Source organism: Alcanivorax sp. 1008, assembly GCF_020667895.1.
Lineage (GTDB): Bacteria > Pseudomonadota > Gammaproteobacteria > Pseudomonadales > Alcanivoracaceae > PGZG01.
The window spans coordinates 459,348-484,268 of the sequence record NZ_JAFMPS010000001.1 but is presented as its reverse complement, the minus strand read 5'-3'; the positions used below and the strand labels follow the sequence as shown (position 1 = coordinate 484,268).

Annotated in this window: 21 protein-coding genes and 1 riboswitch; of the genes, 4 read left to right on the top strand and 17 right to left on the bottom strand. The window is 55.5% G+C overall.

Going from position 1 to position 24,921, the window contains the following annotated elements; translation table 11 throughout:
• The 6 genes from uca to J1C54_RS02275 form a co-directional block, all read right to left on the bottom strand.
• Positions 1-3,591 (bottom strand): urea carboxylase, encoded by a 3,591-nt coding sequence (uca, locus tag J1C54_RS02300; protein ID WP_229144213.1) that lies wholly within the window; start codon positions 3,589-3,591, stop codon positions 1-3.
• A 77-nt stretch (positions 3,592-3,668) separates the two neighbouring features.
• A complete protein-coding gene (locus J1C54_RS02295) occupies positions 3,669-4,307 on the bottom strand; it encodes an urea amidolyase associated protein UAAP2 (RefSeq protein ID WP_229144212.1) in 639 nt (212 codons plus the stop codon).
• A complete protein-coding gene (locus tag J1C54_RS02290; protein ID WP_229144211.1) occupies positions 4,307-5,047 on the bottom strand; it encodes an urea amidolyase associated protein UAAP1 in 741 nt (246 codons plus the stop codon). The genes J1C54_RS02295 and J1C54_RS02290 overlap by 1 nt, the downstream gene beginning before the upstream one ends.
• Complete coding sequence (locus J1C54_RS02285) at positions 5,047-5,838, bottom strand: ABC transporter ATP-binding protein (protein WP_229144210.1); 792 nt, start codon at positions 5,836-5,838, stop codon at positions 5,047-5,049. The genes J1C54_RS02290 and J1C54_RS02285 overlap by 1 nt, the downstream gene beginning before the upstream one ends.
• Positions 5,835-6,659: an ABC transporter permease gene (locus J1C54_RS02280; RefSeq protein ID WP_229144209.1), complete on the bottom strand. Its 825-nt coding sequence runs from the start codon at positions 6,657-6,659 to the stop codon at positions 5,835-5,837. Before J1C54_RS02280 ends, J1C54_RS02285 begins: the two co-directional genes overlap by 4 nt.
• A gap of 116 nt (positions 6,660-6,775) precedes the next feature.
• Positions 6,776-6,878: riboswitch (guanidine-I (ykkC/yxkD leader) on the bottom strand.
• Positions 6,879-7,042: 164 nt separating this feature from the next.
• Positions 7,043-8,056 (bottom strand): alpha/beta fold hydrolase, encoded by a 1,014-nt coding sequence (locus tag J1C54_RS02275; protein ID WP_229144208.1) that lies wholly within the window; start codon positions 8,054-8,056, stop codon positions 7,043-7,045.
• A gap of 132 nt (positions 8,057-8,188) precedes the next feature.
• Here J1C54_RS02275 and glnT point away from each other — a divergent pair, with 132 nt between their 5' ends.
• The 4 genes from glnT to plsB all read left to right on the top strand — a co-directional run bounded on the left by glnT (position 8,189) and on the right by plsB (position 13,942).
• On the top strand, positions 8,189-9,547 hold the full coding sequence (gene glnT / locus J1C54_RS02270) for a type III glutamate--ammonia ligase (protein ID WP_229144207.1): 1,359 nt from the start codon (positions 8,189-8,191) through the stop codon (positions 9,545-9,547).
• Between the two features lie 52 nt (positions 9,548-9,599).
• A complete protein-coding gene (locus J1C54_RS02265; protein ID WP_229144206.1) occupies positions 9,600-10,673 on the top strand; it encodes a putative urea ABC transporter substrate-binding protein in 1,074 nt (357 codons plus the stop codon).
• A 56-nt stretch (positions 10,674-10,729) separates the two neighbouring features.
• The gene (locus J1C54_RS02260; RefSeq protein ID WP_229144205.1) at positions 10,730-11,353 is read left to right on the top strand and encodes a TetR family transcriptional regulator; all 624 of its coding nucleotides are present in this window, start codon (positions 10,730-10,732) and stop codon (positions 11,351-11,353) included.
• Positions 11,354-11,467: 114 nt separating this feature from the next.
• Positions 11,468-13,942 carry a glycerol-3-phosphate 1-O-acyltransferase PlsB gene (gene plsB / locus J1C54_RS02255; RefSeq protein WP_229144204.1) on the top strand — a complete coding sequence of 825 codons (2,475 nt, stop codon included), beginning with the start codon at positions 11,468-11,470 and terminating at the stop codon, positions 13,940-13,942.
• Here plsB and J1C54_RS02250 read toward each other — a convergent pair.
• The 11 genes from J1C54_RS02250 to J1C54_RS02200 form a co-directional block, all read right to left on the bottom strand.
• Entirely contained in the window at positions 13,922-14,677 is a 756-nt protein-coding gene (locus J1C54_RS02250; protein ID WP_229144203.1) for a class I SAM-dependent methyltransferase, read from the bottom strand. The two genes, plsB and J1C54_RS02250, sit on opposite strands and share 21 nt — an antisense overlap.
• Complete coding sequence (locus J1C54_RS02245) at positions 14,674-15,471, bottom strand: undecaprenyl-diphosphate phosphatase (RefSeq protein ID WP_229144202.1); 798 nt, start codon at positions 15,469-15,471, stop codon at positions 14,674-14,676. The genes J1C54_RS02250 and J1C54_RS02245 overlap by 4 nt, the downstream gene beginning before the upstream one ends.
• Complete coding sequence (locus J1C54_RS02240) at positions 15,472-15,921, bottom strand: thioesterase family protein (protein WP_229144201.1); 450 nt, start codon at positions 15,919-15,921, stop codon at positions 15,472-15,474. It lies immediately after the preceding gene.
• Entirely contained in the window at positions 15,918-16,592 is a 675-nt protein-coding gene (gene tsaB, locus J1C54_RS02235) for a tRNA (adenosine(37)-N6)-threonylcarbamoyltransferase complex dimerization subunit type 1 TsaB (protein WP_229144200.1), read from the bottom strand. The genes J1C54_RS02240 and tsaB overlap by 4 nt, the downstream gene beginning before the upstream one ends.
• The gene (locus tag J1C54_RS02230; protein WP_229144199.1) at positions 16,573-18,516 is read right to left on the bottom strand and encodes an ATP-dependent DNA helicase; all 1,944 of its coding nucleotides are present in this window, start codon (positions 18,514-18,516) and stop codon (positions 16,573-16,575) included. The genes tsaB and J1C54_RS02230 overlap by 20 nt, the downstream gene beginning before the upstream one ends.
• Positions 18,517-18,743: 227 nt before the next feature.
• Positions 18,744-19,532 carry a hypothetical protein gene (locus J1C54_RS02225; RefSeq protein ID WP_229144198.1) on the bottom strand — a complete coding sequence of 263 codons (789 nt, stop codon included), beginning with the start codon at positions 19,530-19,532 and terminating at the stop codon, positions 18,744-18,746.
• A gap of 534 nt (positions 19,533-20,066) precedes the next feature.
• Positions 20,067-20,723 carry an adenylate kinase gene (gene adk, locus J1C54_RS02220; RefSeq protein ID WP_229144197.1) on the bottom strand — a complete coding sequence of 219 codons (657 nt, stop codon included), beginning with the start codon at positions 20,721-20,723 and terminating at the stop codon, positions 20,067-20,069.
• 122 nt (positions 20,724-20,845) lie between these two features.
• A complete protein-coding gene (locus J1C54_RS02215) occupies positions 20,846-21,883 on the bottom strand; it encodes a cytochrome C biogenesis protein (RefSeq protein WP_229144196.1) in 1,038 nt (345 codons plus the stop codon).
• Positions 21,883-22,293 (bottom strand): cytochrome c-type biogenesis protein, encoded by a 411-nt coding sequence (locus J1C54_RS02210; protein ID WP_229144195.1) that lies wholly within the window; start codon positions 22,291-22,293, stop codon positions 21,883-21,885. Before J1C54_RS02210 ends, J1C54_RS02215 begins: the two co-directional genes overlap by 1 nt.
• Complete coding sequence (locus tag J1C54_RS02205; protein WP_229144194.1) at positions 22,293-22,829, bottom strand: DsbE family thiol:disulfide interchange protein; 537 nt, start codon at positions 22,827-22,829, stop codon at positions 22,293-22,295. Before J1C54_RS02205 ends, J1C54_RS02210 begins: the two co-directional genes overlap by 1 nt.
• Positions 22,816-24,774: a heme lyase CcmF/NrfE family subunit gene (locus J1C54_RS02200; protein ID WP_229144193.1), complete on the bottom strand. Its 1,959-nt coding sequence runs from the start codon at positions 24,772-24,774 to the stop codon at positions 22,816-22,818. The genes J1C54_RS02205 and J1C54_RS02200 overlap by 14 nt, the downstream gene beginning before the upstream one ends.
• Positions 24,775-24,921 lie beyond the last annotated feature (147 nt).

Sequence of the window (24,921 nt, the reverse complement as noted above, 5' to 3'; positions counted from 1 at the left end):
TCACAAAATTTCCTCCCTGATCACCAGCAACGCTTGACCCGTTGCAAGGGACGTGCCGGGTTCACACAGCAAGCGGAGAACCTCTCCACTAACCGTGCTATGCAATGGGATTTCCATCTTCATTGACTCGATCACTGCCACCACATCACCCTCTTTAACCTGATCCCCTGGCTTGACGGTTAATTGCCAAAGGCTGCCAGGAACACTGCTGCTCACTGCATATTCGCCGTCATCAAGCACCGTTTCAGCGCTATCAGGAGCGGCCTCATCAATTACCGTCAGGTCCTGCCCTGCCGCCGCCCAACGCTCGCGCTCGGCCTCAAAGGAGGCCTGCTGATGATTCTTGAAAGCAGCGATGCCGTCCGCCTCGCGGTGCAGAAAATCGTTGTATTCACGCAGGCTGAACCGGGTTTCCTCAATTTTCAGGGAGACGCGGCCGCGGGGAAAATCTTCCCGCCACTGCATCAACTCTTCATGGGAAACCGGATAAAAACGAAGCTGATCGAAAAAACGCAACAACCACGGCGAGTCTTTTGCAAACTCCGCTGTTTGCTGCCAGGTATTCCACATTTGAATAGTGCGGCCAACAAACTGATAGCCACCTGGCCCCTCCATGCCGTACACACACAGGTATGCACCCCCGATACCTACCGCGTTTTCCGGGGTCCAGGTACGAGCCGGGTTATATTTTGTGGTTACCAAGCGATGGCGTGGGTCCACAGGCGTTGCCACCGGGGCACCGAGATAGACGTCCCCAAGACCCATGACCATATAGCTAGCGTTAAAGAATATCTCTTTGACCTTCTCTATATCGTCCAGACCGTTAATACGACGGATAAACTCCAGATTACTTGGGCACCAGGGTGCATCGCTGCGCACGGATTGCATGTACTTCTCAATTGCCAGGCGACACTGCTCGTCATCCCAGGAGATCGGCAAATGAACAATTCTCGATGGAACCTGCATGTCTTCAATTGCTGGCAAGGCTGCCTCGCCCTGTTGTAGCAGTGTCAACAGGCGTTGCTGCGGTAAGCGTGAATTGTCGTAATGCACCTGCAATGATCGAATCCCGGGGGTTAGCTGCAATACACCGGTGATATTCGCCTGCTGCAACCACTCCATCAGCGCATGGACACGAAAGCGCAGATTAAGGTCAAGCACCTGAGGGCCGTACTCCACCAGAATGTTGTCATCACCAGAAGCGCGGTAGACAACAGCAACCTGGCCGTCGCGCTCACTGACCGTTGCCAACACCGGGTCACTGCGACCTATGTTCACTTCCACCGGAGCCTGCTCCAGCAAGGAGGCAATACTTTGCCCCTGCTGACGCTGTAATGCTTCAGCACTGGCCTGATCCACCGCCACGAAGCGAATTCGATCGCCAGCGCGCAGCTGCCCGAGCATCCACAGATCCGCCCGGATAATTGTCACAGGGCAAACAAAGCCGCCAAGACTGGGACCATCTGGCCCCAGAATAACCGGCATATCTCCAGTAAAATCCACCGCCCCTACGGCATATGCATTGTCGTGGATATTAGATGGGTGCAATCCTGCCTCGCCGCCGTCAGTACGCGCCCATTGTGGCCGTGGGCCAATCAGGCGAATACCGGTACGACTGGAGTTGTAATGCACCTCCCACTCGGTGTCGAAAAAAGTATCGATATCCTCGGGAGTAAAGAAGTCTGGCGCACCATGGGGGCCGTATATAACCCGAATGGTCCACTGGCTATTCAGTGCAGGGCGCAGCGCCATGGGAACACTACCTGATGCTGCAGTAGCCTCCCTGCCGGGATGGAGCACATCGCCATTGCGCAAGGCCCTCCCTCCATGACCTCCAAAGCGACCCAGCGTGAAGGTACTGCGAGAGCCGAGATACTCAGGCACATCGATACCTCCGGCAACGCATAGATACGTGCGACTGCCTGCACCCTTAACAGAGCCAAAACGCAACTCCGCGCCGGCCGGAATTTTATGTACTTGCCAGTTTTCCAGCGCTTCGCCATTACAGTGCGCTTGCATATCAGCACCGCTAATAACCACCCGGGTAGCAGAGCGAAAGTGAAGCCGCGCACCTGTCAGGGTCATCTCCAGCCCGGCCGCACGCTCGTCGTTACCGAGCAACCGATTGCCGAGACGTAAACTCAGCTCGTCACAGGGACCCGAAGGCGGAACGCCAACATCCCAGTAGCCCGTGCGCCCCGGCCAATCTTGCACCGTGGTCATGGTGCCTCCATCCAGCACATCAATGGCGGAGGAAGTGAATGGAAAGTCATTCAGAAATGCGGTTGTCTGCGTGCCCTCACGAAAGCTGTCACAAACAACCACCTGCCTTAACCAGCGCAGATTAGTCTCAATCCCCTCCAGTCGGGTGTATTCCACAGCGCGGCTAATGGCCGCCAAAGCCTCATCACGATCTGGCTGATGAACGATAAGCTTGGCAAGCATAGGGTCGTAAAAAGCAGGCACTTCAAGACCGGCAGTGACCCAACTATCCACCCGAATGTCTTCCGGGAACGTTACTTCGGTAAGTAACCCGGCAGATGGTTGAAAGTTCTTACCCGGATCCTCTGCGTATAAACGCACCTGAATGGCATGCCCCTGAGACTGATAAGCGAACCCGTCTAAAAAACTGCGATCACCTGCAGCAAGGCGAATCATCCATTCGACCAGATCCACACCGGACACCATCTCAGTGACGCCATGTTCGACCTGCAGGCGAGTGTTCACCTCAAGAAAATAGAACTTTCCCTCCGTATCGTCATAAATAAACTCAACGGTGCCCGCATTACGGTAGTTGACAGCCTCACCAAGTCGGACGGCAGTGGCCCACATGGCCTGACGTATTGGATCCGGCAAGTTTGGTGCGGGAGTTTCTTCAACCACTTTCTGGTTACGCCGCTGCAGGGAGCAGTCACGTTCCCCAAGCGCCACCACCGTACCCTGACCATCACCGAAGATCTGTACCTCAATATGTCGAGCCCGCTCAACAAACTTTTCCAGGAACAATCCATCATTACTGAAATTATTACGACTGAGTCTTTGTACCGAAGCAAATACCTCGCGCAACTGCTCTGCATCGTAACAACGCTGCATGCCAATGCCGCCCCCGCCAGCAGTGCTTTTAAGCATCACCGGGAAGCCGATTGCAGCAGCGCGGGCTACCGCGTCCTCCACGTCCGTCAACAATCCAGATCCGGGCAGCAACGGCACACCACTCTGCTCAGCCAAAGCCCTCGCCGTATGTTTCAGACCAAACGCCGAGATTTGCTCAGCACGAGGACCAATAAATACAATTCCAGCCTGCTCGCAGGCAGCAGCAAAATCGAGATTCTCACTAAGAAAACCGTAACCAGGATGAATCGCCTCAGCGCCAGTCTGTTTAGCCGCCGCAATTACCTTATCAAAGGACAAATAGGTGTCTGCCGCCAATGCCTCGCCGAGACATATAGAATGACTGGCCTGCTGCACATGTAACGAGCCAGCATCAGCGCGACTATAAACGGCTACCGACTCCACTCCCATTTTCTTCAGGGTTCGCTGGATGCGGACACTGATGGCGCCACGATTGGCAATCAGCACTTTTCCGAACATGACCATTTTCCTGTTCGCCGGCAGGCCGTCCCGCCGTTATTATTCTGCTCGCCGGGCCGTCCCGGGAGTTTGCTATTTTAATCCCAGATCAGCACTTCGATCGGCGTTGGGTTATAGGCATTGCATGGGTTGTTCAACTGAGGACAGTTAGAAATCAACACAATCACGTCCATCTTCGCCATCAGCTCTACATACTTGCCCGGCGCACTGATCCCGTCAGCGAACGTCAGCCCACCTTCGGGCGTTACTGGCACATTCATAAAAAAGTTTATGTTGTGTGTAATGTCTCGCTTATCCATACCAAAATGTGGATTCTGCATCAGCGCTAGCAGATAGCTGTCACGGCATGCATGCATACATTTCTTTTCAAGAGCATACCGAACTGTATTACTTTCCGTCGCACAGGCTCCGCCCAAGGTGTCGTGCCGGCCGCAGGTATCCGCCGTAATCTCCAACATCTCACGCCCTTCGGACGAAATCAGTCTGGTTCCGGCAGTGAGATACAGATTGCCCTGATGACGAATGGTATCCATGGCACTGTAGCGCTCGGCAGGGTCGGCAGCACTATAGAAGAGAGTGTCTGCAGCCTGATTACCTTCCAAGTCCAGAATACGGAAAGTCTGACCAGACTTAACCACCTGCATCCAGTAATCACCGGCCAGCACCACTTCTCGATAGCTGGCATTCTCAGGGCTAAGTTGGCTTTCAAGAATCATCAGCGGCCCCCTCCATGGTGATGACAATGGCCATGGTGATAATGCATGTTATTCAGAAAGCCCCGCTGGTTTTCATCACAGCTATCGCGGCAAATATCTGTGTCAGAAAGCGGCATTGCTTGATATATCTGATAGCGTACCGGCCGTGCGGGCCACTCCGCACAGAGATTGAGCGGATGCGGACAGGTGTGCATCACTACCAGAGTATCCATCTCGAAACGCAAATCGATATGGGATCCAGCAGAACAGCCCTCAGCAAGCGTCAGATTGCCTTCTGCATCGGCCACTACCTTACTAAATAGATTCAGGTTGGCGACAATATCCCGACGCCCGAGGCCGTGTTTAGCCAGTTCAATCAGGAACCCGTCTCGGCCGCTGCGATGCATGGCATTGCCAGCTTGCTGATAGGTTTTTCGCCCCCAGCGAGACTCCACCAGCTGGCTATCACAGGTCCCGCAGACTCCATCATGCCAGCCAGCGGTATCTTCTGTTATAGAACATAGTACCCGACCCATATCCGTGTAAATGCAATGCCCGGCACCAAGACGGAATGTATGCTGGCATTTCAAAGTATCGGGAATATTAATTCGCTCCAGCAGCTGCTCCGCGTTATACATCAACATGCCAACATTGGTGCCACCGTGTTCGTCAACAAGGCGAAGAACTTGACCTCGGCCAACCCGAAAAGACCAGTGGCAACCACCGGGAATTACATCTTCATAAAGCATCTCATTGTTCATTACTTTGCTCCCGCCAACAGCATACTGGTTTGCGCGACCTCGCTGGCGATGCTGTCCTGTGTGGATTGGTCTGCGTGCTTAAGTGGCAAGTCATAGGTAATCGTAGCGCCGTAGGCGTTCGGCGCCTGAGCATCACGGCGTATTTTGTCGAATACCATTAAGCGGGTACCAAGTGAGAACCCTTCTTTAAGATCGTGGGTGATCATAAATACCGTCACGCCGGTTTCCCGCCACAGCTTCAATACCAGATGGTGCATATCAGCGCGAATCCCAGGATCCAGAGCACCAAATGGTTCGTCTAGCAACAGCACTCGCGGCTTCATGATTAGTGCCTGAGCAATGGCCAACCGCTGCTGCATGCCACCAGACAGCTCCGCAGGATAACGAGACAGCGCATGACCAAGCCCAACCGCATCCAGCAGTTCTTTTGCCTCACGGCGAATGACTTCGCGACGAGCTCCAAAGGATTTGCCTATCCAGCGACTGGATTTCAACTCCGCTCCTAGCATGACATTGTCAACGACGGTGAGATGGGGAAATACTGAGTAGCGCTGAAAAACCACTCCGCGATCTTCTCCGGGCTCGTCAGGGAGCGGCTTGCCATCCAGCAGTATCTGCCCGCGACTTGGGGTTTCTTCACCAAGAAGCATGCGTAAGAAGGTGGTCTTGCCGCAACCGGAAGTACCTACCATCGTGCAGAATTCTCCGGCCTCAACACTAAAATCAAGACGCTCCAGAACGATGTTGTCCCCATATTGTTTACCGACCTGCTTCACCTCTATCAGCTTCATGCCTCGCCCTCCTGCTGACCATGGAACCAGGGGAACATTTTTCTCGACAACACACGCAGACCGATGTCCATAAGCCAGGCCAGCAAGGTAATCCAAACCACATAGGGAAGGATCACATCCATGGCCAGATAGCGACGCACAAGAAAAATTCGGTAGCCAAGGCCATCGGTTGAAGCAATCGCCTCTGCAGCGATCAGGAACAACCAGGCTGCACCCAGAGATAGACGCAATGCAGCCAGCAACCTGGGCAACAATTGCGGCAGCACGACGCGCAGCATCAGGTGCCAACTATTGCCCCCAAGGGTCTGTAATTTGATGAACTGCTCCCGTGGCATATCCAGCACTCGCTGGGCCATATCCCGGATCATCACCGGTGCTGTTCCAATCACGATCAGCACCACTTTGGATAGCTCCCCCAAGCCGAAGACGATGAAAAGAATTGGCAGAATGGCCATCGGCGGCACCATGGAAATGGCCGCCACTATGGGACCAGCCAAGGCGCGAAAATACGGAAGGGTTCCAAGTAGAATACCAACCATAAGGGCCAGGCCCGCGGAAACACCGAGCCCCGTGGCAAGCCGCTTCAGGCTGGCCTGGGTGTCGGACCACAGCAGATAGTCCCCGGAGCGCACATCTTCTGTGAAGCCTAGCCGCTGCACAGAGTCAACCATTGCCGTGAGGCCCGGCAATAGCTTGTCGTTCGGGTTTTCCGCCAGTCGCGCATCAGAAGCGTTAAGGTAAATGAGCAGCAACACAATGAACGGAAGCAAGCCCAGCACCGCCGCAAGGGGTTTAGAAGGTGAGAGATTAATTAGCCTCATGCCTCACCTCGCGGGTGATCAGCGACGGTTCTATTGGCCCCAAATATTGCCATGACCTTCCTCCTTCGGCGCGCACGCCAGTTACACGGATGGACGGAAACGTTTCGGTGATGCAAGTCTCCCGGGCTTTTATCCCGCCGTGTAACCCTCCCGGAGGAAAGGCCGGCAACTCTCGGACCAGACATCGCAATAGCGATCGGAACCCTAGCTGCTCTGCGCATCACCCGGCGGCTTAAATTCCGCACCGCCGCGTTGTCGGTTTTGGTTTTGCAGATTCCATGCCACCCTGAAAAGCCCGCAAACTCTTGCACTTGTCCTGACAGGGATGAACACAGCATCTGGATACATGACTGGCTACGCACCATGCATGCGCAGCCGCACCATTACAGGGCAAGCAACTCTCGCAGAGCGCTGAACAATTGTTTCATTGCCGCAGGGTCACGACCGGGCCCTCCTGCACAATGCCCCCAATCACTGTCTATGGGTTGATATATGGCGGCAGGCATTCGCATAGCATCCGCTTTAGCCTCGTCGGCCAGAAAGTACTGATCAGTCAAGCAAGGCATTATCAACGTCGGCATCTTTAGGGCGGCCAGAGCTGCATTGATATCGCCTTTAAACAAGCCATTGTCACTGATATCAGCCCGCGCCCACATATCAAGCACAGACAACAGGTCATGGTGATTCATGGTCAGATGATCCTCCTCCCAGAATTGCAGTAGCTGATCAATCGACTCAAAACCCAGTTGGCGAAACAGTCCGTCGCCCAGAAAACGGGGACCATAGGCCCGGCTGGCATAAACTCTGGCAAAAGCGCGCAGTCCATCAACCGGCTTTGCCCCATTACTGCAGTGCGGATCTGCCTGCAGGGCAGCCTTCAACCCCAACAGGAAAAGCAGATTGTGTGGATAACATTTCACCCCGCTGCACCAGGCAGCCACCCTTGCTACCCGATCCGGATAAAAGCAGCCCCACTGCAGACTCTGCATGCCACCCAGAGACCAACCAGCCACCAGCGCCAGCCGGTAATCGCCGAATAACAAATCAAGCATGCGCCGCTGAACCAGCACTTGGTCCGCCAGACTAATAGCCGGGAAGCTCGCGCCATGCTGACTATTCCCGGCATTGGATGGCGAGATTGACTCTCCTGCTCCCAGCATGCCCGGAATAATCAAACACCAATGCTCGTCCATCAGCGGACTGTCGCCATTGGCCAGCGGCAAATTGCCTGCCATTGCACCACCGTAATACCCGGGCAGCAGGATAATGTTGTCTTTTGGTGCATTCGGCACGCCTCGCTGCAGATAGCGGAGTCGAACGTCCTGCAGGACAGACCCCATCTGGAGCTCCACATGTCCAATGCTGATTTCCTTATCAATCCATTGTTTTGAATGCATTTTTTTATCCTCAGCCTGACTTCAGATGGGCCACGCCGTGACCTTTTACATACACACTGGCATGTATATTGGATGGAAGATCCGTGCCAGCGGTGCAAGCCGCTATTTGTCAACGTTCTGGAGAGTGAAATCATGTCCTCGGCAGCCAGCCAACACCCAGTCGCAATTCGCCTCGCCGACGCCGGCGTCAAGTATGCAATGGCCAGCTATGTTGATATCCATGGGCGCATCAAAGGGAAACTGGTGCCACTGAGCCACTTCGACAACATGCTTAAAGGATCGGAGCTTTATACGGGAGCCGCCCTTGACGGCGTGCCACAGGACATTAGTGACAATGAAGTGGCAGCCATGCCGGATCCGACCACAGCAACACAATGCCCGTGGAACCCGGACCTGGCCTGGTTTGCCAGTGATCTTTATCTGGATGGCAAACCATTTGATGCCTGTTCAAGAGTAATTCTAAAGCGCCAGACAGAAGCCGCTGCGCAAATGGGGTACACCTTTAACCTTGGCATTGAAACAGAGTTCTTTCTGTTCCGTGACCAGGCCAATGGGGATTTTGGTCCGATCAGCGACCGCGACAATCTGGGCAAGCCCTGCTACGACCCTTGCGCACTAATGGATAACCTGCCCATCGTTGATGAGCTTGTCACCGCAATGAACAAGCTGGGCTGGGACGTATATTCTTTCGATCACGAAGATGCCATAGGCCAGTTTGAAACTGATTTCACCTATACCGATGCCTTGAATATGGCAGACCGGTTTGTCTTTTTCCGCATGATGGCGAATGAAATTGCACGCAAACACGGTGCTTTCGCCAGCTTTATGCCCAAGCCCTATGCCGATCGCACGGGTAGCGGTGCTCACTACAACATGTCTCTGGCGGATATCAATACAGGCAAAAATCTGTTTATCGCTAACGGCGATGACCTGCATGACGTGGGCGTGTCACAACTTGCCTACCACTTTATTGCGGGCGTTCTCAAACATGCCAGAGCGATCTGTGCAGTGATCGCACCGACGGTGAATAGCTACAAAAGGCTGGTCAGACAAGGGTCTATGTCTGGCTCCACATGGGCTCCGGTGTTCTGCTGCTATGGCAGTAACAACCGTACCAACATGATCCGCATCCCCGGCGCTGGTGGCAGGGTCGAATGCCGCGCCGCGGATATCAGCTGCAACCCTTACTTGGGAGCGGCCATGATTCTGGCCGCAGGCCTTGAGGGCATCCGCGAGAAAATGGACCCAGGCAGACCCCATCGCGAGAACATGTACAACTACAGCGATGAAGAAATTGCCTCACAAAACATACAGTTCCTGCCGCAAAGCCTTGAAGAAGCCATTGAGGCCTTCGAAGCCGACCCTCTGTCACGAGAGGTATTTGGTGAAGGCATGTTCAATAGCTTCGTGGATTTCAAAAAGGCGGAGTGGCGCAGTTATCACAACACCGTGTCTGCATGGGAAATAGAGCGCTACCTGAAGATGTTCTGATTCTGGCTCGTAAATTGCTAGATAACACGCGTAACCATACTGGAGGTTGACCATGAAAGTTTCCATCATCACCCGCCTTAGCGCCGCCCTACTGGCCGGCGTTATGTTAGTAGCCGCCCCCGCGGCAATTGCCGCCGAAAAGAAAAAATTCACCATCGCCTGGACGATCTACGCTGGCTGGATGCCGTGGGAGTATGCAGACAAGTCTGGAATCATGGATAAGTGGGCCGCCAAGTACGGCATCGAAGTAGATATCGTGCAGATCAACGACTACATTGAATCCATCAACCAATTCACCGCCGGCCAGTTTGATGCCGTGGTCTGCACCAGCATGGACGCCCTGTCCATTCCATCAGCCAGCGGCGTTGATACTACCGCGTTAATTGTTGGTGATTACTCCAACGGTAACGACGGTATCGTCTCCAAGACCGCCAAGTCGGTAAAGGACCTGAAAGGCAGCAAACTCCACTTGGTAGAACTGTCCGTGTCCCACTACTTGCTGGCCCGGGCGTTGGACAGCGTCGGACTGCGCGAACGTGACGTCACTCTGGTCAACACCTCCGATGCCGATATCGTATCCGCCTATCAGACTAAAGATGTCACCAGTGTAGTGACCTGGAACCCGCTGCTCGACGACGTCGCGGCCACACCGGGCTCCACCAAGATCTATGACTCCAGCCAGATTCCAGGTCATATCAAGGACCTGACCGTAGTCAACACTGATACCCTGAAGGCCAACCCGGCACTTGGCAAAGCCATGGTCGGTGCCTGGTTTGAGATGATGGCTATTCTGGAAAGCGATACTGTCGAAGGGCAGAAAATGCGCGCCTCCCTTGGCGAAGCCTCCGGCACGGATCAGGCCGGCTACGAAGCCCAGCTGGCTGGCATGAAGATGTTCTGGAAGCCAGCTGACGCCGTTAGCTTCGTAAAAAGCGAACAGGCATTTTCCGCCATGGAAGCAGTACGCCAGTTCTCCTTTGGACACGGCCTGCTGGGCGAAGGTGCCACAGATGCTGATTTTGTCGGCATCAGCTTTCCCGATGGCAAAAGCATGGGTGATCAAGGCAACCTGAAACTGCGCTTCGATACCAGCTATATGGAAATGGCCGCGCAGGGTAAACTCTGAGGCCTGATCTACCAGCGGGGGCCATGCCCCCGCTTTATCGAACTGTCAGGCAGAGCATGAGACGCAGCAAAGAAGATGCGGAAAAAACCCGTCAGAAAGTCATTGAAGCAGCTCTAAAACTGTTCAGCCGTAATGGCTATTCTCAAACCACTCTTGCCATGATTGCTGCCGAAACAGGGTACAGCCGCGGCCCCATCTATTGGCACTTCAAGAACAAGGATGAGCTATTTCAAGCTATTCTCCGCTACTCGCAAACGCCGCTACAGCAGATGGTAGACAAAGCGGCCAGTGAAGCTGACCCAAGGCGCGCCATAGATGACTTTGTTGCTGAATGGTTCCGCCTGCTAATTGAAGATCGTGCTTACCGACAATCCTTTGAAATCCTTCTCAATAAAACAGAGCTGACCGATGTAATGGCAAAAACCATTCGTCGTGAAAGGCAGCTGAGTAAAACCATCGTTACCACACTGGGACGACGCATCGCGGAGCTTAAGCAAAGCTCAGACGCGGAAACGGAGGGCTTGCTGTGCTACACCTTCCTTATGGGTATTACTCAAAGCTGGCTATTTTCACCGAAACTGTTTTCTCTGGCAGAAGCTCGACCACTGTTCTGTACCCGCCTGATGGTCATGCTTGGCCTGCCTGCAGCGAGCAGCGGGCCGTCTTTTCCGGCCAGGTAACATCTTGAAACAGCTTGCAGGGCCACTTCTGGCGCAGTCGGGGGGGTGAGTTTCTGTCCATGTTCGGCGCCGTTGTTTACACTTTCACCCTGATTTCACTGCATACGAGTACCCATGAGCCCTTGGCTTGGTCTGGACAAACTGGTTTTCGCTTTCGCCCGTCTGATCCTCAATCTATATACCCGCGCCACCGAACAGCTCGACGATCTGGACGCTCTGGGCGTGTACCCGGACACTCCGGTGGTCTACGTGCTGCGCGATGCGGCAATGAGCGACATACTGGTGGTGGAGCGTGAAACCAAGCGGATGAAGCTACCTTCGCCGTTGGCGTCTGTGGATTTTGCTGACCAACATCTGCGCCGGCGTAGTTTTGCCATTTACCGTCGGCCAATATTTGGCCGTGACCGGGTCAGTGCCAGCCCTCAGCGAATGGAGCATCTGATTAGCGCATTGCGCAAGGATGCCACTCTGGACGTTCAACTGGTGCCGGTTTCGGTTTTCTGGGGACGGCGCCCGGAAAAAGAAAACTCTCTCTGGAAGATCATTTTCTCGGACAACTGGTCAGCGCCAGGCTTCCTCAAGAAAATTGTCATCGTTCTCACTCAGGGCCGCCAGCTGTTGGTCCACTTCAGCCAACCAATGTCACTGCGGCAGCTGGTTGAGGAAAGTGATGACGACCAGCGAGTGTCACGTAAGGCCCAGCGTATCCTGCGAGTCCATTTCCGGCGTCAGCAAGAAGCCATTATCGGCCCTGACTTGTCGCACCGCCGGACTCTGGTAAACACCTTGGTGGAGAGCGCTCAGGTGCGCGCAGCTATTGAGCTCACCGCCAAAGAGGAAAATACCAGCGAAGCCAAGCTAGTAGCGCGAGCGCGCAGCTACGCCCGGGAAATCGCTGCTGATTACTCCTACACCGTCATCCGCTTCCTTGAAGTACTGTTAAACTGGGTCTGGAATCAACTCTACGACGGCATCCGGCTATACAACATCGACAAACTACGCCAGGTAGCCCGCGAGCATGAAGTGATCTATGTGCCCTGCCACCGCAGCCATATTGACTACCTGCTGCTGTCTTTCGTCGTTCACCGCAACAATCTTGTACCGCCACATATTGCCGCCGGTATTAACCTGAATATGCCCGTGGTCGGCAGCATCCTGCGCCGTGCCGGCGCCTTCTTTATGCGCCGAACATTTAAGGGCAACCCTCTGTACTCGGCAGTATTTAACGAGTACCTGCACACCATGGTTACCCGCGGTTTCTCCATCGAATACTTTGTCGAGGGCGGCCGCAGCCGGTCAGGCAGGATGCTGCAACCGAAAACCGGCATGCTGGCAATGACTGTGCGCAGCTTTCTGCGGGATGCCAATAAGCCAGTCGCCTTTGTGCCCGTCTATATCGGCTATGAAAAAGTCATCGAAGCGCGCTCCTACATCGGCGAGATGCACGGAGCAAAAAAGAAAAAAGAGTCATTGTTTGGCTTGATCTCATCGTCTCTCTCGTTGCTGCGTAGTCATTTCGGCGAGGTCCATGTCAACTTTGGCGAGCCGCTTATTCTGTCCGACTTTCTTGATCAAAGCGCTCCCGACTGGCGCACCCAGAAGAGTATTGGCGACAGCTCCCCGGAGTGGTTCAAGCAAAGCATCAGCCAACTGGGTGATGCGGTAGTAACCGGCATTAACAGTGCTGCAGTGGCCAACCCGGTCAACCTGCTAAGCCTGGCGGTACTGGCCACCCCGAAACACACCATGGACGAGGAGCAGTTACGCCGCCAGTTGGCGCTGTACCTGACCTTGCTGAGCGATGCCCGCTTTTCACCCAATACTGCCATTGCCGAGCATGACCCACAGGCGATAATCGATTACGGCATCGAGCACGAGTTCCTTCGGCGCATAGAACACCCGCTGGGCTCGCTGGTGAGCACTGACCCGGTCACTGCTCTGCAGATGACCTATGTGCGTAATAACAGCCTGCATCTGTTCATTCTGCCGGGCATGATCAGTGCGCTGTTCGATAATGCTCGCCGGATAGAACTAGGTCAGCTGTACCGACTGGTTAACCTGCTTTATCCATTCTTCCGCACTGAGTATTTCCTACCATGGCAGTCGGGAGAACAGCTTGATGCCATGACAGACAGCACCATTGCCGTACTGGAACAGCAGGGGCTGATCAGCCGCGAGGGTGACTTCCTCAAAGGCGCGCCACAGCATTCCATGGAGGCGGACCTACTGGACCATCTTGGCCAGACGGTGCAACAGGCTCTGGAGCGCTTCTCTTTGACTATTCGGGTGCTGGTCCAGCACGGCAGCGGCGTTCTCGACAATGAGCGACTTGAAGAGCTTGCCTATCAGACTGCCCAGCGCCTTTCGCTGCTGCATGAATTCAACTCACCGGAGTTTTTCGACCGCAACGTGCTGCGGAACTTTATCAATCAGCTGCGTCTACATGGGCTGGTGCGCAGCAATGACGCTGGCATGCTGGAGTTCGATGATCGCCTGCAGGCACTGGATGACGAGGCCAGTCGAATTCTCAGCGTCGAGATCAATCACACCATCCTGCGTATTACCCGGCTATCCATTCCCGCCTCTTGAAGAACGTGGCTGCCAGGCTGGGTGGCAGGGATAGATATCGAAACGCACGGTTTTGCCCGTCAGGGAAGAAGCGGGCGTATGTCCAGCCAGTGGCGGCGCCCGTAACGGCCGTTTCACCACCACCCGGCGCCGCGCTGCAGTCATTGCTGCTTGCAGCAGCAGTGCCTCCGATGCAGCACTGTCAGAGCCGCACAGCCATTGCAGCCAGAGCAGTTCTTTCTTGATCGCAGCAGATTTGTCACGCTCAGGAAACATGGGGTCGAGATACACAACCTCAGCCACCCGTGGATGCTCTGTCAGCCAGGCCACACTGTCCTTGTTAACCAGCGCCATCCGTCCCGCCAACTCGCGACTACGTGCCAGACCATCCGCCAACAGCGCCTGTAGTACCGGCTGCCGCTCCAGCATGGTGACTTGCCAGCCGGCTCTGGCCAGCAGCGCAGCATCCCGCCCAAGACCGGCGGTGGCATCAACCAGCATGCCGTTGTCACTAATCTTGCCAACCGCCCGTACCAGACGCTCGTGACGCACTCTGTCAGCCGCCAGTCTGTAGCCCAGCTGACCTCCATCAAAGTCGACGCATAGTGGCGTCTCATGCCCGTCAGGGCGCCACATAGCCAACCGACCATCCGTGACCCCGAGCAGCATGTCGGCACCCGCCTGAGCGGCGGCCTCTTCATCCACCACACTCAGCGCACCGACATCCGGCGCTCCGGGCAAGGTGGCGAGCTTCACAGGAAAAAGACCAACAGCACCAGACCAAGCAGCAGTCTGTAAATCACAAACGGCAACATGCCCAGCTGATTCACCAGGCGGATAAAAAATGCGATGGTCAGATACGCCACCACGCCACTGGTCATGGTCGCCACCAGCAGCTGCAGCATGGAAAAAATCTGCGCTTCGGAAGCCAGCTCCGCAATCATCAGCACCACTGCCCCCAGGATCACCGGAATCGACAGTAGAAAGGAGAAGTTGGCCGCATCTTCCCGATGCAATCCCAGCAACAGTGCCGCCGTGATGGTAATGCCGCTGCGCGAGGTGCCAGGTATCAGTGCCAGCACCTGAGCCAGACCAATCAGGGTGGCAACCCCCAGCCCCACCGCCGCCAGTGAAATGCGCTGACTACCCCGCCGGTCGGCAACCCATAACAGTGCGCCGAACAGCAGAGTGGTAGTGGTAATCACTGCCACTGAGCGAGCATGCTGTTCGAGCATATCCTTGAACAGAAAACCTGCGATTACCGCCGGCAGTGTTGCCCAGGCAAGCAATAACGCCAGTTTCAGGTCGGGGTTCATCTGGCGCGTCTGCACCCCTTGCAAAGCGCCAATGGTCATTCGACCAACATAGCTACGGTAATACCACAGCACAGCCATTAAGGTACCGATATGCACTGCCACATCAAAGGCTAGCCCCTGATCCTGCCAACCCAGCAGCTGGGCCGGCAAAATCAGGTGCGCAGAGCTGGACACCGGGAGAAACTCCGTCAGGCCCTGAATGACGGCAAGCGCCAGCAGCTGCAGCCACTCCATTTACTGATCTTCCCTGGCTGTCAAAGCGTAACCTTCAATAAATTCAGGAGGCATACGCCGCGGTTTACCAGAATCAATCGCCACACATACCCAACGGGTGCGGCCGCGCAGCAACGTCATGCCATCCGTAAGACGACGAACCTGGTAGCGGCGCACCATGCTGATGCGATTATCGTTCTCGACAATCCATGTGCCGATTTCCAGCCGATCGTTTTCAAATGCCGGCGACAGGTATTCCAACTCAGTATGACGGGCCACCATGCCGCGATTCAGTTGCTGATATTGCTCCCAGCCCAACCCCAGTGCCCGAGTGTGATCCCATGCGGTATGTTCCAACCAACGCAGGTACTCGACGTTATTGGCATGCCCCATCACATCAATGGCAGAAGCCGGCACTGTCATGCCAAGAATATGCGGATTGGGTAGATCCCATCCCGAAGGCTTGCTCATCGTATTGCTCCCTGAATAACCCGGTCGCGCAAATAGACCGGCCGCGCCTGTTCGGCCACCACGCCGGCGCCCTGGGCACGTTGCTGAGCCGCCAGCGCCGCCACGGAAGAGGCTCGGGGCAGCAGTTCAGCCTGCCAATCTCCCAGCATGGGCCAGGCGGCTCGCAGCGCAGACAGGTAAAGCTCGCCACTGCCTGCTCCTCGCCATTCACCGGCTGGCAGCGACGGCAGCTGGGTGGGCGCTGCGAGACAGTCCTGCAGCAGAACTTCCAGTACACCCTGATGGCAGCGATAGCCAGCCAGATAAAGTTCGCTCATGCGCGCATCAAAGGCGATTAGCCAGTCGCCATCGCCATATTTCCCGGCTGCCGTATGGGCAGCTGCCGCAAGAGTGGAAATACCTATCACGGGCAAGTCGGCAGCAAAACCCAGGCCCTGAGCCACGGACACTGCCACACGCACACCGGTAAAGGCACCGGGGCCATGGCCAAAGCCGATGGCATCAAGCTCACCGAGCTTCCAGCCAGCCTCTGCAAGCAGCGCCTCTACCATTGGTAACACCCGCTCAGTCTGGCGCCGCGCGGCTGCCTCAAAATGCTCACGCACCTCACCGTTATGCCACAACGCGACCGAACAACTGTCGGTAGCGGTTTCAATTGCCAGCAGTTTCAAGGTTGCCCCGATTCTCGATATAACGAAAAAACCGTTCCACCACTTCAGGCTTCCGGGTTCGTGTCATGCTCGGCAGGCTATCAAGAAAAAGCTTACCGTAGCTCTTGTCGATCAGTCGCGGATCCGCGATGACCAGCACTCCATGATCATGAATATCACGTATCAGCCGGCCGGCGCCCTGACGCAGTGTCAGCACAGCCTGTGGCAGCTGATAATCACGAAACGGATTGCCACGCTCACGTTTGATCCTTTCTATACGCGCCGCAGCAACCGGGTCTCCCGGTGAAGCAAACGGCAGTCGATCAATTATGACACAGCTGAGGGCCTCGCCCCTTACGTCAATACCCTCCCAGAAACTGCTGGTGCCAAGCAGCACTGCGTTACCATGCTCCCTAAACTCCTCCAGCAACTGTCGGCGCCCCGCCTCACCCTGGACCAGCAAAGGATACTCAATCTGGCCACGCAGCAGCTCGGCAGCCTCGCGTAATGCCCGATGACTGGTAAACAGGAAAAAAGTGCGGCCCCGAGCAGACTCAATAACCGGTACCATGTTGTCCACTAGCCTGCTGGTGTAGTCAGGCATATCCGGGGTGGGCAGATCCTCTGGCACGTAGAGCACCGCCTGCCGGCGAAAATCAAACGGACTTTCCAACCGCAATGTGGCGGCATCTGAAATACCCAGCCGTTCAATAAAGTGGCTGAAATTCCCCGCCACCGACAGCGTCGCCGAGGTAAAGATCCAGCTGCAGCGCTGCTGGGCACGATGGGCATCAAACATTTCCGCCACGGACAGCGGCGTGGCATGCAACAGGAAGGCACGCTTGAAGGTCTCAAACCAAAACACCAAATTGTCGTCATGACCACTTTGAAAACGCTGCAGGCTGGCCCGCTGCTCACTAGCACGGCGATGGCAGGACTCCATACCACGGCTGCTGCGGCTGTAAGGCTCGAGAAACTCCTCCAGGGCGAGCAGCGTCTGTGCCAGAGCCTCCATGGCTTTGATTACTTCTGCAATGCTGCTAACCGCCGACCAGGTTTCCTTGCGGCCGTCGTGGCCAAGAGCAATACGCAGGTCCGCAGCACTACGCTCCAGCGCACTGGTATGTGCTGACAGGCCCTGCACATCCACCGAGCTGTGTGCCGCTTCGCTCATTGCATCACTACATAGCTCCTGCAACTGCCTGGAGCTCAGAGTTGAACCAAAAAAAGTGGCTGCCACATCAGGCAGCTGATGAGCCTCATCAAAAATGACCGCATTGGCCGCAGGCAGCAGCTCCGTCACCCCCTCACCTTTCAATGCTGCATTGGCGAAGAACAAGTGGTGATTAACCACCACGAGATCCGCCTCCTGAGCTTCCTGACGAGCGCGCATCACCGGGCAGTTAGTTACTTCGGGGCAGTCCTGACCAAGACAGTTCTCCGCCGTACTGGTTACCCAAGGCCAGACAGGTGCATCTTCGGGAATTTCCCTTAGCTCGGCGATATCGCCACTGGCGGTGCGTGCCGCCCAACGGGCCACAACTTGCATCTGCAGCGCAGTGTCTCGGGTCTGAAAGCGCGCCTCTTCGAGGTGTAACTGCAGCCGGTAAGGACATAGGTAGTTGGCCCGCCCCTTGAGCAGCGCCACCCGCCTGTGCACGCCGAGCGCCTTCAGCACAACCGGTAGATCACGAAAAAAAAGCTGCTCCTGCAGACTCTTGGTACCAGTGGAAATAATAGTCGGGCCATCAGCCAGCAACGCGGGCACTAGATAAGCCAGGGTTTTACCGGTACCGGTTTCCGCCTCAACCACCAGCGCAGATGAGTCAGACAATGCCTGTTCCACCGCCTTGGCCATTTCCAGCTGCGGAGCTCGCGGGGCAAAACCGGGGATTAGACTGGCGAAACGCTCGTCATCGCACAGCACACGTTCAACACGACTCAAATGGGCTCTCCTGAACTGGCGCGAAGCATAGCAATCACATCACAACAGGGCCATGGCAACGACGCTATCAGCGCCGCCAGTGATGCCTGCAGCGGACTGTCAGAGACAGGAGAAATGAGGGCTGGTGGGAGAAACAGGTAAATGTGACTTTGATCACACTGGGGACAGATATAGGTAAACATAAAAAACCCCGCCGAAGCGGGGCCTTTTATCAGACCAGAGAAGTATTACTTCTTGGCCGGACGACCGCGACGGGCTGCTTTCTTGGCCGGAGCCTTGCGAACTGCCTTTTTCTTGGCAGCTGCTTTACGCGGGGCTTTCTTGGCAGCTGCTTTACGCGGCGCTTTCTTGGCTGCGGCTTTACGGGCCGGAGCTTTCTTGGCGACACGCTTCTTAGCTACACGCTTCTTAGCGGTGCCTTTGGCAGCAGCTTTCTTGGCCTTGGCAGCAGCCTTCTTAGCAGCAGCTTTTTCCTTGGCAGCGGCTTTCTTGGCAGCAGCTTTCTCTTTAGCAGCAGCTTTACGGGCAGCTACTTTAGCGCGGGCAGCAGCCTTTTTAGCGGCAGCTTTTTCCTTGGCAGCAGCTTTACGAGCTGCAACTTTGGCTTTGGCTGCAGCTTTCTTGGCAGCGGCCTTGGCTTTGCGCTCAGCGGCACGATGTGCGGCTTTCAAGCGCTTGGCCTCACGGCTAGCGGCAGCTTTCGCTACGCGCAGCTCTTTGCGCAGGTCAGCCATGGCTTCGCGCAGGGACTTAACCTGAGCTCGCATGGTAGCCATACGGGCCTTGGCAGCAGCGGTCAGCTTGCCTTTGGCAGAGTCGCGCTGTGCTTTCAGCTTGGCACTGACAGCAGCGATCTTGGCCTGCTGTTTTTCCACTTTGGCTTCTACTGCTGCCATTGCCTTGTGGGCGGCGGCGGCGGCCTGCTCTTTCATTTTTACCTTGTTATCAACAGTAGCCTTAACTGCTGGCTTTGCTGCCTTACGTTTCGGGGCGGCTTTCTTTTTGGCTCGAGCCATGACTGATCTCCTAAGCTATAGCGTTGTTTTTACTGCGACCGAGGCAAAAAATAGCATAAAAAAAAATCAGGTGGTACATAATTTGTCCACTGCGCTATTTCTTCCCTGACGGATTTGCGCAAAACAATTGCGGCCATACTTTGCAAACCGTCTCTTTAAGGCATTATTCCGAACCTCTCTGAGAAACTATTTCGCTATTTTTTGCGGGTAAAAAAGCGTTGATAGGGATTTCATCTGCGTTATCAGAACGCGTCGCAGAGCGATATCAGCAGGTGCAACAGAATAAATCGGCAGGTGTCCTGAAGCCCGCTGATCACAACACACAGCGATCAGACAGGCGGCAGTTACGGGATCGGCGGGCAACATCAAGAGCAGCGCAAGCGAAAAAGTGTTACCGCCGTAACACTTTTTCCAGAAATCGATCGACGCCTGGCAAAACCATCTGAAGCAGCAACTCAGGGTCGGAATAGCCATTTAAGGGACAAAAAAAGGAGGCCGAAGCCTCCTTTTATTACCCAGGAACCCTTATTCGCTTCATGCTTTCAAGGCCGCCAGCACCTTGTCACGAATATCATCCATGGAGCCGACGCCGGCAATCCGCACATAGCGGGGAGCTTTTTCGCCTGCTTGTGCTGCCAACCCCTGATAAAAGTCCACCAGCGGACGGGTCTGCTGCTGATAGACCTCAAGACGCTTACGCACCGTCTCCTCCCGATCATCATCACGCAGAACCAGATCCTCACCAGTCAGGTCGTCTTTGCCTTCCTGTTTGGGTGGATTGTACTTAAGGTGATACACACGCCCGGAAGCCGGATGCACGCGCCGCCCGGACAAACGCTCAATGATTTCCTCGTCATTGACGTCCAGCTCAACGACAAAATCGATGTCGACGCCAGCTTCAACTAACGCCTGAGCCTGCGGAATAGTGCGTGGAAACCCATCAAACAAAAAACCTTTGGCGCAGTCATCTGCGCTAATGCGCTCTTTGACGAGGCCGATAATAATGTCATCAGACACCAAACCACCGGCATCCATGACTTGTTTCGCGGCCACTCCCAAAGGAGTGCCAGCCTTGACTGCTGCGCGCAACATATCCCCGGTGGAAATTTGCGGGATACCAAATTTCTGCATGATCAGTTGGGCCTGGGTGCCTTTTCCGGCGCCTGGCGCACCGAGCAGGATGACTCGCATAGATGACTCCGACTTGAATCCCGGGGCCGAATGGCGCCGGGTTGCCCACAAAAAAGGGGGGAACTCTACCGTGCCGTAGACCGCCGGACAAGGCGGTCTACGTCTGTGCTAATGCTATATTCTTACTTACTGACTGCTGAAAGGTTTAGCCGGGCAGCAAGCTGGCCTGCCTCGCCAGTTAGCGCCACCCTTTCTGCGCTCTCTACTGCCCCCTCGATACCAGCGCTAGCACGATCGCTGTAACGGGCCCCCGCCTCCAGCTGGGTCCCAGGGGTCGGCATCTCCTGTAGCCAATTCTCTGGCAACACAGAGACAGTCATCGGGAAGCCATCCGCCAACACCCTCACAGCGGCCAAAGGCTGACCCACGTCACCCGGGCGGCGCAGGAACACAAACAGGGTTCCTCCGGCCTGTACCCGGACATCAGCATCCACCGTGACAGTAATACCCTGATAATAAAGCTGTGACTGCAGCTGGCGTTGAGCGTCTGCCACCATTTTTTCCAGCAGTGGCCTTGCCTCACCCTCGCCATGACGGTTTAGCAATGCCTGCCAGGCCGGTAATGCCCGAGCATAGTCACGACTTTGCATGGCAGCAGAGGCCAACAACGTTAAGGCGCCATCATGGTCAGGGTGACTACGGAGAACATCATCCAGAATCGCGCTGGCCTCCGCATCCAGCTTGCCGCCGTTCTGTTCAATCAGACTGCGCGCCAGCAACAAGCGCGGGTCGAGTTCGTCACCAGCCAGCTCCACGGCCTTTCTAGCCGCCGTTACCGCGACCTTGGGGGCCTCCATTTCTGCATAGACCAACGCCAACACATACCAGCCCTCTGCCGATGGCGTAAGGTGCAACTGCCGCTGCAACACTCGAGCGAGGGACTGTAACGGCACATTCGCTGCCAACTGTGGATCCGGCTCCCCTGCCACCACCTGACGAGCAAACTCGCGATATTCGCGCCAGTCTGACAGCCATCGATCAGTGTCCTTGTTAAGGCCAACCCCGATATATAGAAGAGCACCGACAGCCATCACCGCGGCCGTTAGAGAGATGGCCGGCATGGCAATGGTCACAGCCTGCTGCCTGGCCTCATGGCGCCAAAGCACCCATAACAGGATGGCCACCACCACACTGGTCAAGCCTATAAGCAGATAGAGCATCACAGCACATCCTCACCACGGGCGATACGTCGGGCCCGGCGCATTTGCAGCCCAACCAGCAAGGCACCTCCAAGCATGGCCAGCATAGGCCCTAGCCAGAGAATCAGGGTCTGCGGTGTCAGCGGCGGCTCATAGTTGACGAAATCACCGTAGCGCTCGACAAAGTAATCGACTATTTGCTCGTTACTGCGGCCATCACGAATCATGCTGGCAACCTGCTCGCGCATATCCTGAGAAATTGGCGCATCAGAATCTGCAATCGCCTGATTCTGGCACTTCGGGCAACGCAGCTGCACCAATAGTTCTCGGAAACGATGTTCGTCTGCAGCGGAATCAAACTGGTAGATATCTTCCACTGCCCCTGATGCCAGTGGCCAACAAAATAAAACAAGCAGCAACAACCGCTTCATCACTGCGCCTCCTGTTCCCACACCGGGGCAAAGCGCTGCTGCCAGGATCGGTCATTCAGTTCACCGACATAGCGCAGCACCACTTCCCCTTGAGGATCAATAACAAAGGTTTCCGGAGCACCGTACACCCCGAGATCAATTCCATAGCGACCACTCTCATCAACAGCCACTTCCATATACGGATTGCCCAGCGAGGCCAGATATTCACGGGCCTTGTCAGGCTCATCCTTGTAGTTCAGGCCGACAATACGGATGCCCTGCTCGGCAAGCTTGATGAGATAAGGATGTTCGACATAGCAGGTGGGACACCATGTGGCCCAGACATTCAGCAGCGTCCAGTGGCCAATAAACAGTTCATTACTAACCTCGGTGCCACGACGCATCAGTGACGGCAGCTGCATTTCCGGCAGCGGCTTGCCGGCAAGCGCAGTGGGCAGCTCCTCCGTATCACGGCCCAGACCTGACGCCAGAAGAACAGCCAACCCCAGAAAGGCAAGCAGCGGCAGAAACATCCACAGGCCTTTACGCGACTGCATCGGTTTCCTCCTGTTTACGCGAGCGATAGCGGCGGTCCGTCGCTGCCAAAAGGCCACCGATGCCGAGTAATAAAGATCCGATCCACAACCAGCCGATACCAGGCTTGTAATAAATACGCACAGCCCAGGCCGTATCATCAATCGGTTCGCCCAACGCGACATAAAGATCACGCCACAAATTGGAGTGAATGGCCGCCTCAGTCATGACCTGACCACTGGCCAAATAAGTACGCTTTTCCGGATGCAGCGTGGTTACCAGTCGACCATTGGATGTGACCGGAACAATGCCACGAACTGCGTTGAAATTCGGTCCAGCCCGATCGACCACTTGAGCAAAGGTAAATTCATAACCGGCCACAGTCGCCACATCCCCAGGGAGCATACGCAGATCACGCTCTGACTCGCGGAAGCTCACTTGTGTGACACCGGCTACAATAATTGCCAAACCAATATGGCCAAGCACCATACCGTAATAGGCTCGAGGCAAACGCCGTGCACCGGCAAACAGGCCGCTGCGGAATGCAAGTGCTTTTTGTGCCCAGTCAACGATATGTGCAAGCAGCACATAAACCACCAGCACCACTGCCAGCACAGCAACAAACGGCAGCTCACCGCCACTGATCGCGACCAAGACCACTCCCAGTACAATGCTCACCGGCACCAACCACAACAGTCGTTTGAGTAATGCACGGCCTTCCTGCTTTTTCCAGTTGCTGGACATGCCCGGGACCAGCAACATCATCAGCACCATGGTCAGCGGTACAAAAAATGCGTTGAAGTAAGGCGCCCGAACAGAAATTTTAATATCCAGAGCTTCGCCAAGCAGGGGAAACAAGGTCCCCATCAGCACCACAAAGGTAGCCGTCAGCAGAATCAGGTTATTGGCTAACAAGAAACTGTCGCGGGACAGGAACTCAAACCCTGCACGATGGCGCAGCACCGGTGCACGTACCGCAAACAACGCCAGCGAACCACCTACAACAATAACCAGAAAAGCCAGAATAAATGCACCGCGTGCAGGGTCATTGGCAAATGAATGGACAGAGGTCAGCACCCCGGAGCGCACCAGAAAAGTACCAAGCAGGCACAGGGAGAATGCGGTGATCGCCAGTAACACGGTCCAGGCCCGGAACAGGCCCCGCTTTTCAGTAACCGCAAGAGAGTGAATCAGGGCCGTACCGCAAAGCCATGGCATCAGCGATGCGTTCTCTACCGGATCCCAGAACCACCAGCCGCCCCAGCCCAATTCGTAGTAGGCCCACCACGAACCCAGCGCAATACCGATACTGAGGAAGGCCCAGGCAACGGTGGTCCATGGCCGCGCCCAGCGCGCCCAAGCCGGGTCCAGCTTGCCAGCGATCAACCCGGCGATGGCAAAGGCAAAGGCAACAGAAAAACCTACGTAGCCGGTGTACAGCATCGGCGGATGAATAATCAGCCCCGGATCCTGCAGCAAGGGATTCAGGTCACCACCATCGAGGGGGAACCAGGGAAGATTTCGGTCAAACGGGTTGGAGGTAAATAGCATAAAGCACAGGAACCCGATGCCGATCATACCCATGACCGCTAAAACCAGCGCGTGAATATCTTTCGGCACGGCGCCGCGCAGCAGCGACACCAGCAGGCCCCATAGCGAGAGAATCCAAACCCAGAGCAACAACGAACCCTCGTGGCCACCCCAGATCGCTGAAATCCGGTAGCCAAGGGGAAGCTTGCTATTAGAGTGACCCGCCACATAGCTGATGCTGAAGTCGTGGCTATAGAATGCCCAAGCCAACGCCAGCAAACCAACCGTCAACAATAGCCACTGCAACATGGCCGCTGGGCGAGCAACCGCCAGCATCCAGGGTTTACCAGTGGTATAGCCGTAGACCGGCACAAAGGATTGAAGAACAGCAAGCGCAAGCGCAAGCCAGAGACAGAAGTGGCCCAATTCAGCGACCAAGGGATTCTCCGGGACTTTCGAGGGGCCTTAGGATGGTCAAGGTGCCGCCTCAATGCAAGCCCGGAAGCGACGCACCGGTCACTGAGCTGTAATAAAAGCTGCTCAACATTGAGCCCCGACACAGTGGGCCGACGCTGCCGACTTGTT

Coding starts and splice junctions, on each gene's coding strand:
- J1C54_RS02295 (WP_229144212.1), bottom strand. CDS start 4,307: ATGATTCTTGAAAGCCAACTTAGCCCTGAGAATGCCAGCTATCGAGAA.
- adk (WP_229144197.1), bottom strand. CDS start 20,723: ATGCGAGTCATCCTGCTCGGTGCGCCAGGCGCCGGAAAAGGCACCCAG.
- J1C54_RS02290 (WP_229144211.1), bottom strand. CDS start 5,047: ATGAACAATGAGATGCTTTATGAAGATGTAATTCCCGGTGGTTGCCAC.
- glnT (WP_229144207.1), top strand. CDS start 8,189: ATGTCCTCGGCAGCCAGCCAACACCCAGTCGCAATTCGCCTCGCCGAC.
- J1C54_RS02285 (WP_229144210.1), bottom strand. CDS start 5,838: ATGAAGCTGATAGAGGTGAAGCAGGTCGGTAAACAATATGGGGACAAC.
- J1C54_RS02260 (WP_229144205.1), top strand. CDS start 10,730: ATGAGACGCAGCAAAGAAGATGCGGAAAAAACCCGTCAGAAAGTCATT.
- J1C54_RS02215 (WP_229144196.1), bottom strand. CDS start 21,883: ATGCTCTATCTGCTTATAGGCTTGACCAGTGTGGTGGTGGCCATCCTG.
- plsB (WP_229144204.1), top strand. CDS start 11,468: ATGAGCCCTTGGCTTGGTCTGGACAAACTGGTTTTCGCTTTCGCCCGT.
- J1C54_RS02245 (WP_229144202.1), bottom strand. CDS start 15,471: ATGGAGTGGCTGCAGCTGCTGGCGCTTGCCGTCATTCAGGGCCTGACG.
- J1C54_RS02225 (WP_229144198.1), bottom strand. CDS start 19,532: ATGGCTCGAGCCAAAAAGAAAGCCGCCCCGAAACGTAAGGCAGCAAAG.
- uca (WP_229144213.1), bottom strand. CDS start 3,591: ATGTTCGGAAAAGTGCTGATTGCCAATCGTGGCGCCATCAGTGTCCGC.
- J1C54_RS02280 (WP_229144209.1), bottom strand. CDS start 6,659: ATGAGGCTAATTAATCTCTCACCTTCTAAACCCCTTGCGGCGGTGCTG.
- J1C54_RS02210 (WP_229144195.1), bottom strand. CDS start 22,293: ATGAAGCGGTTGTTGCTGCTTGTTTTATTTTGTTGGCCACTGGCATCA.
- J1C54_RS02205 (WP_229144194.1), bottom strand. CDS start 22,829: ATGCAGTCGCGTAAAGGCCTGTGGATGTTTCTGCCGCTGCTTGCCTTT.
- J1C54_RS02265 (WP_229144206.1), top strand. CDS start 9,600: ATGAAAGTTTCCATCATCACCCGCCTTAGCGCCGCCCTACTGGCCGGC.
- J1C54_RS02275 (WP_229144208.1), bottom strand. CDS start 8,056: ATGCATTCAAAACAATGGATTGATAAGGAAATCAGCATTGGACATGTG.
- J1C54_RS02240 (WP_229144201.1), bottom strand. CDS start 15,921: ATGAGCAAGCCTTCGGGATGGGATCTACCCAATCCGCATATTCTTGGC.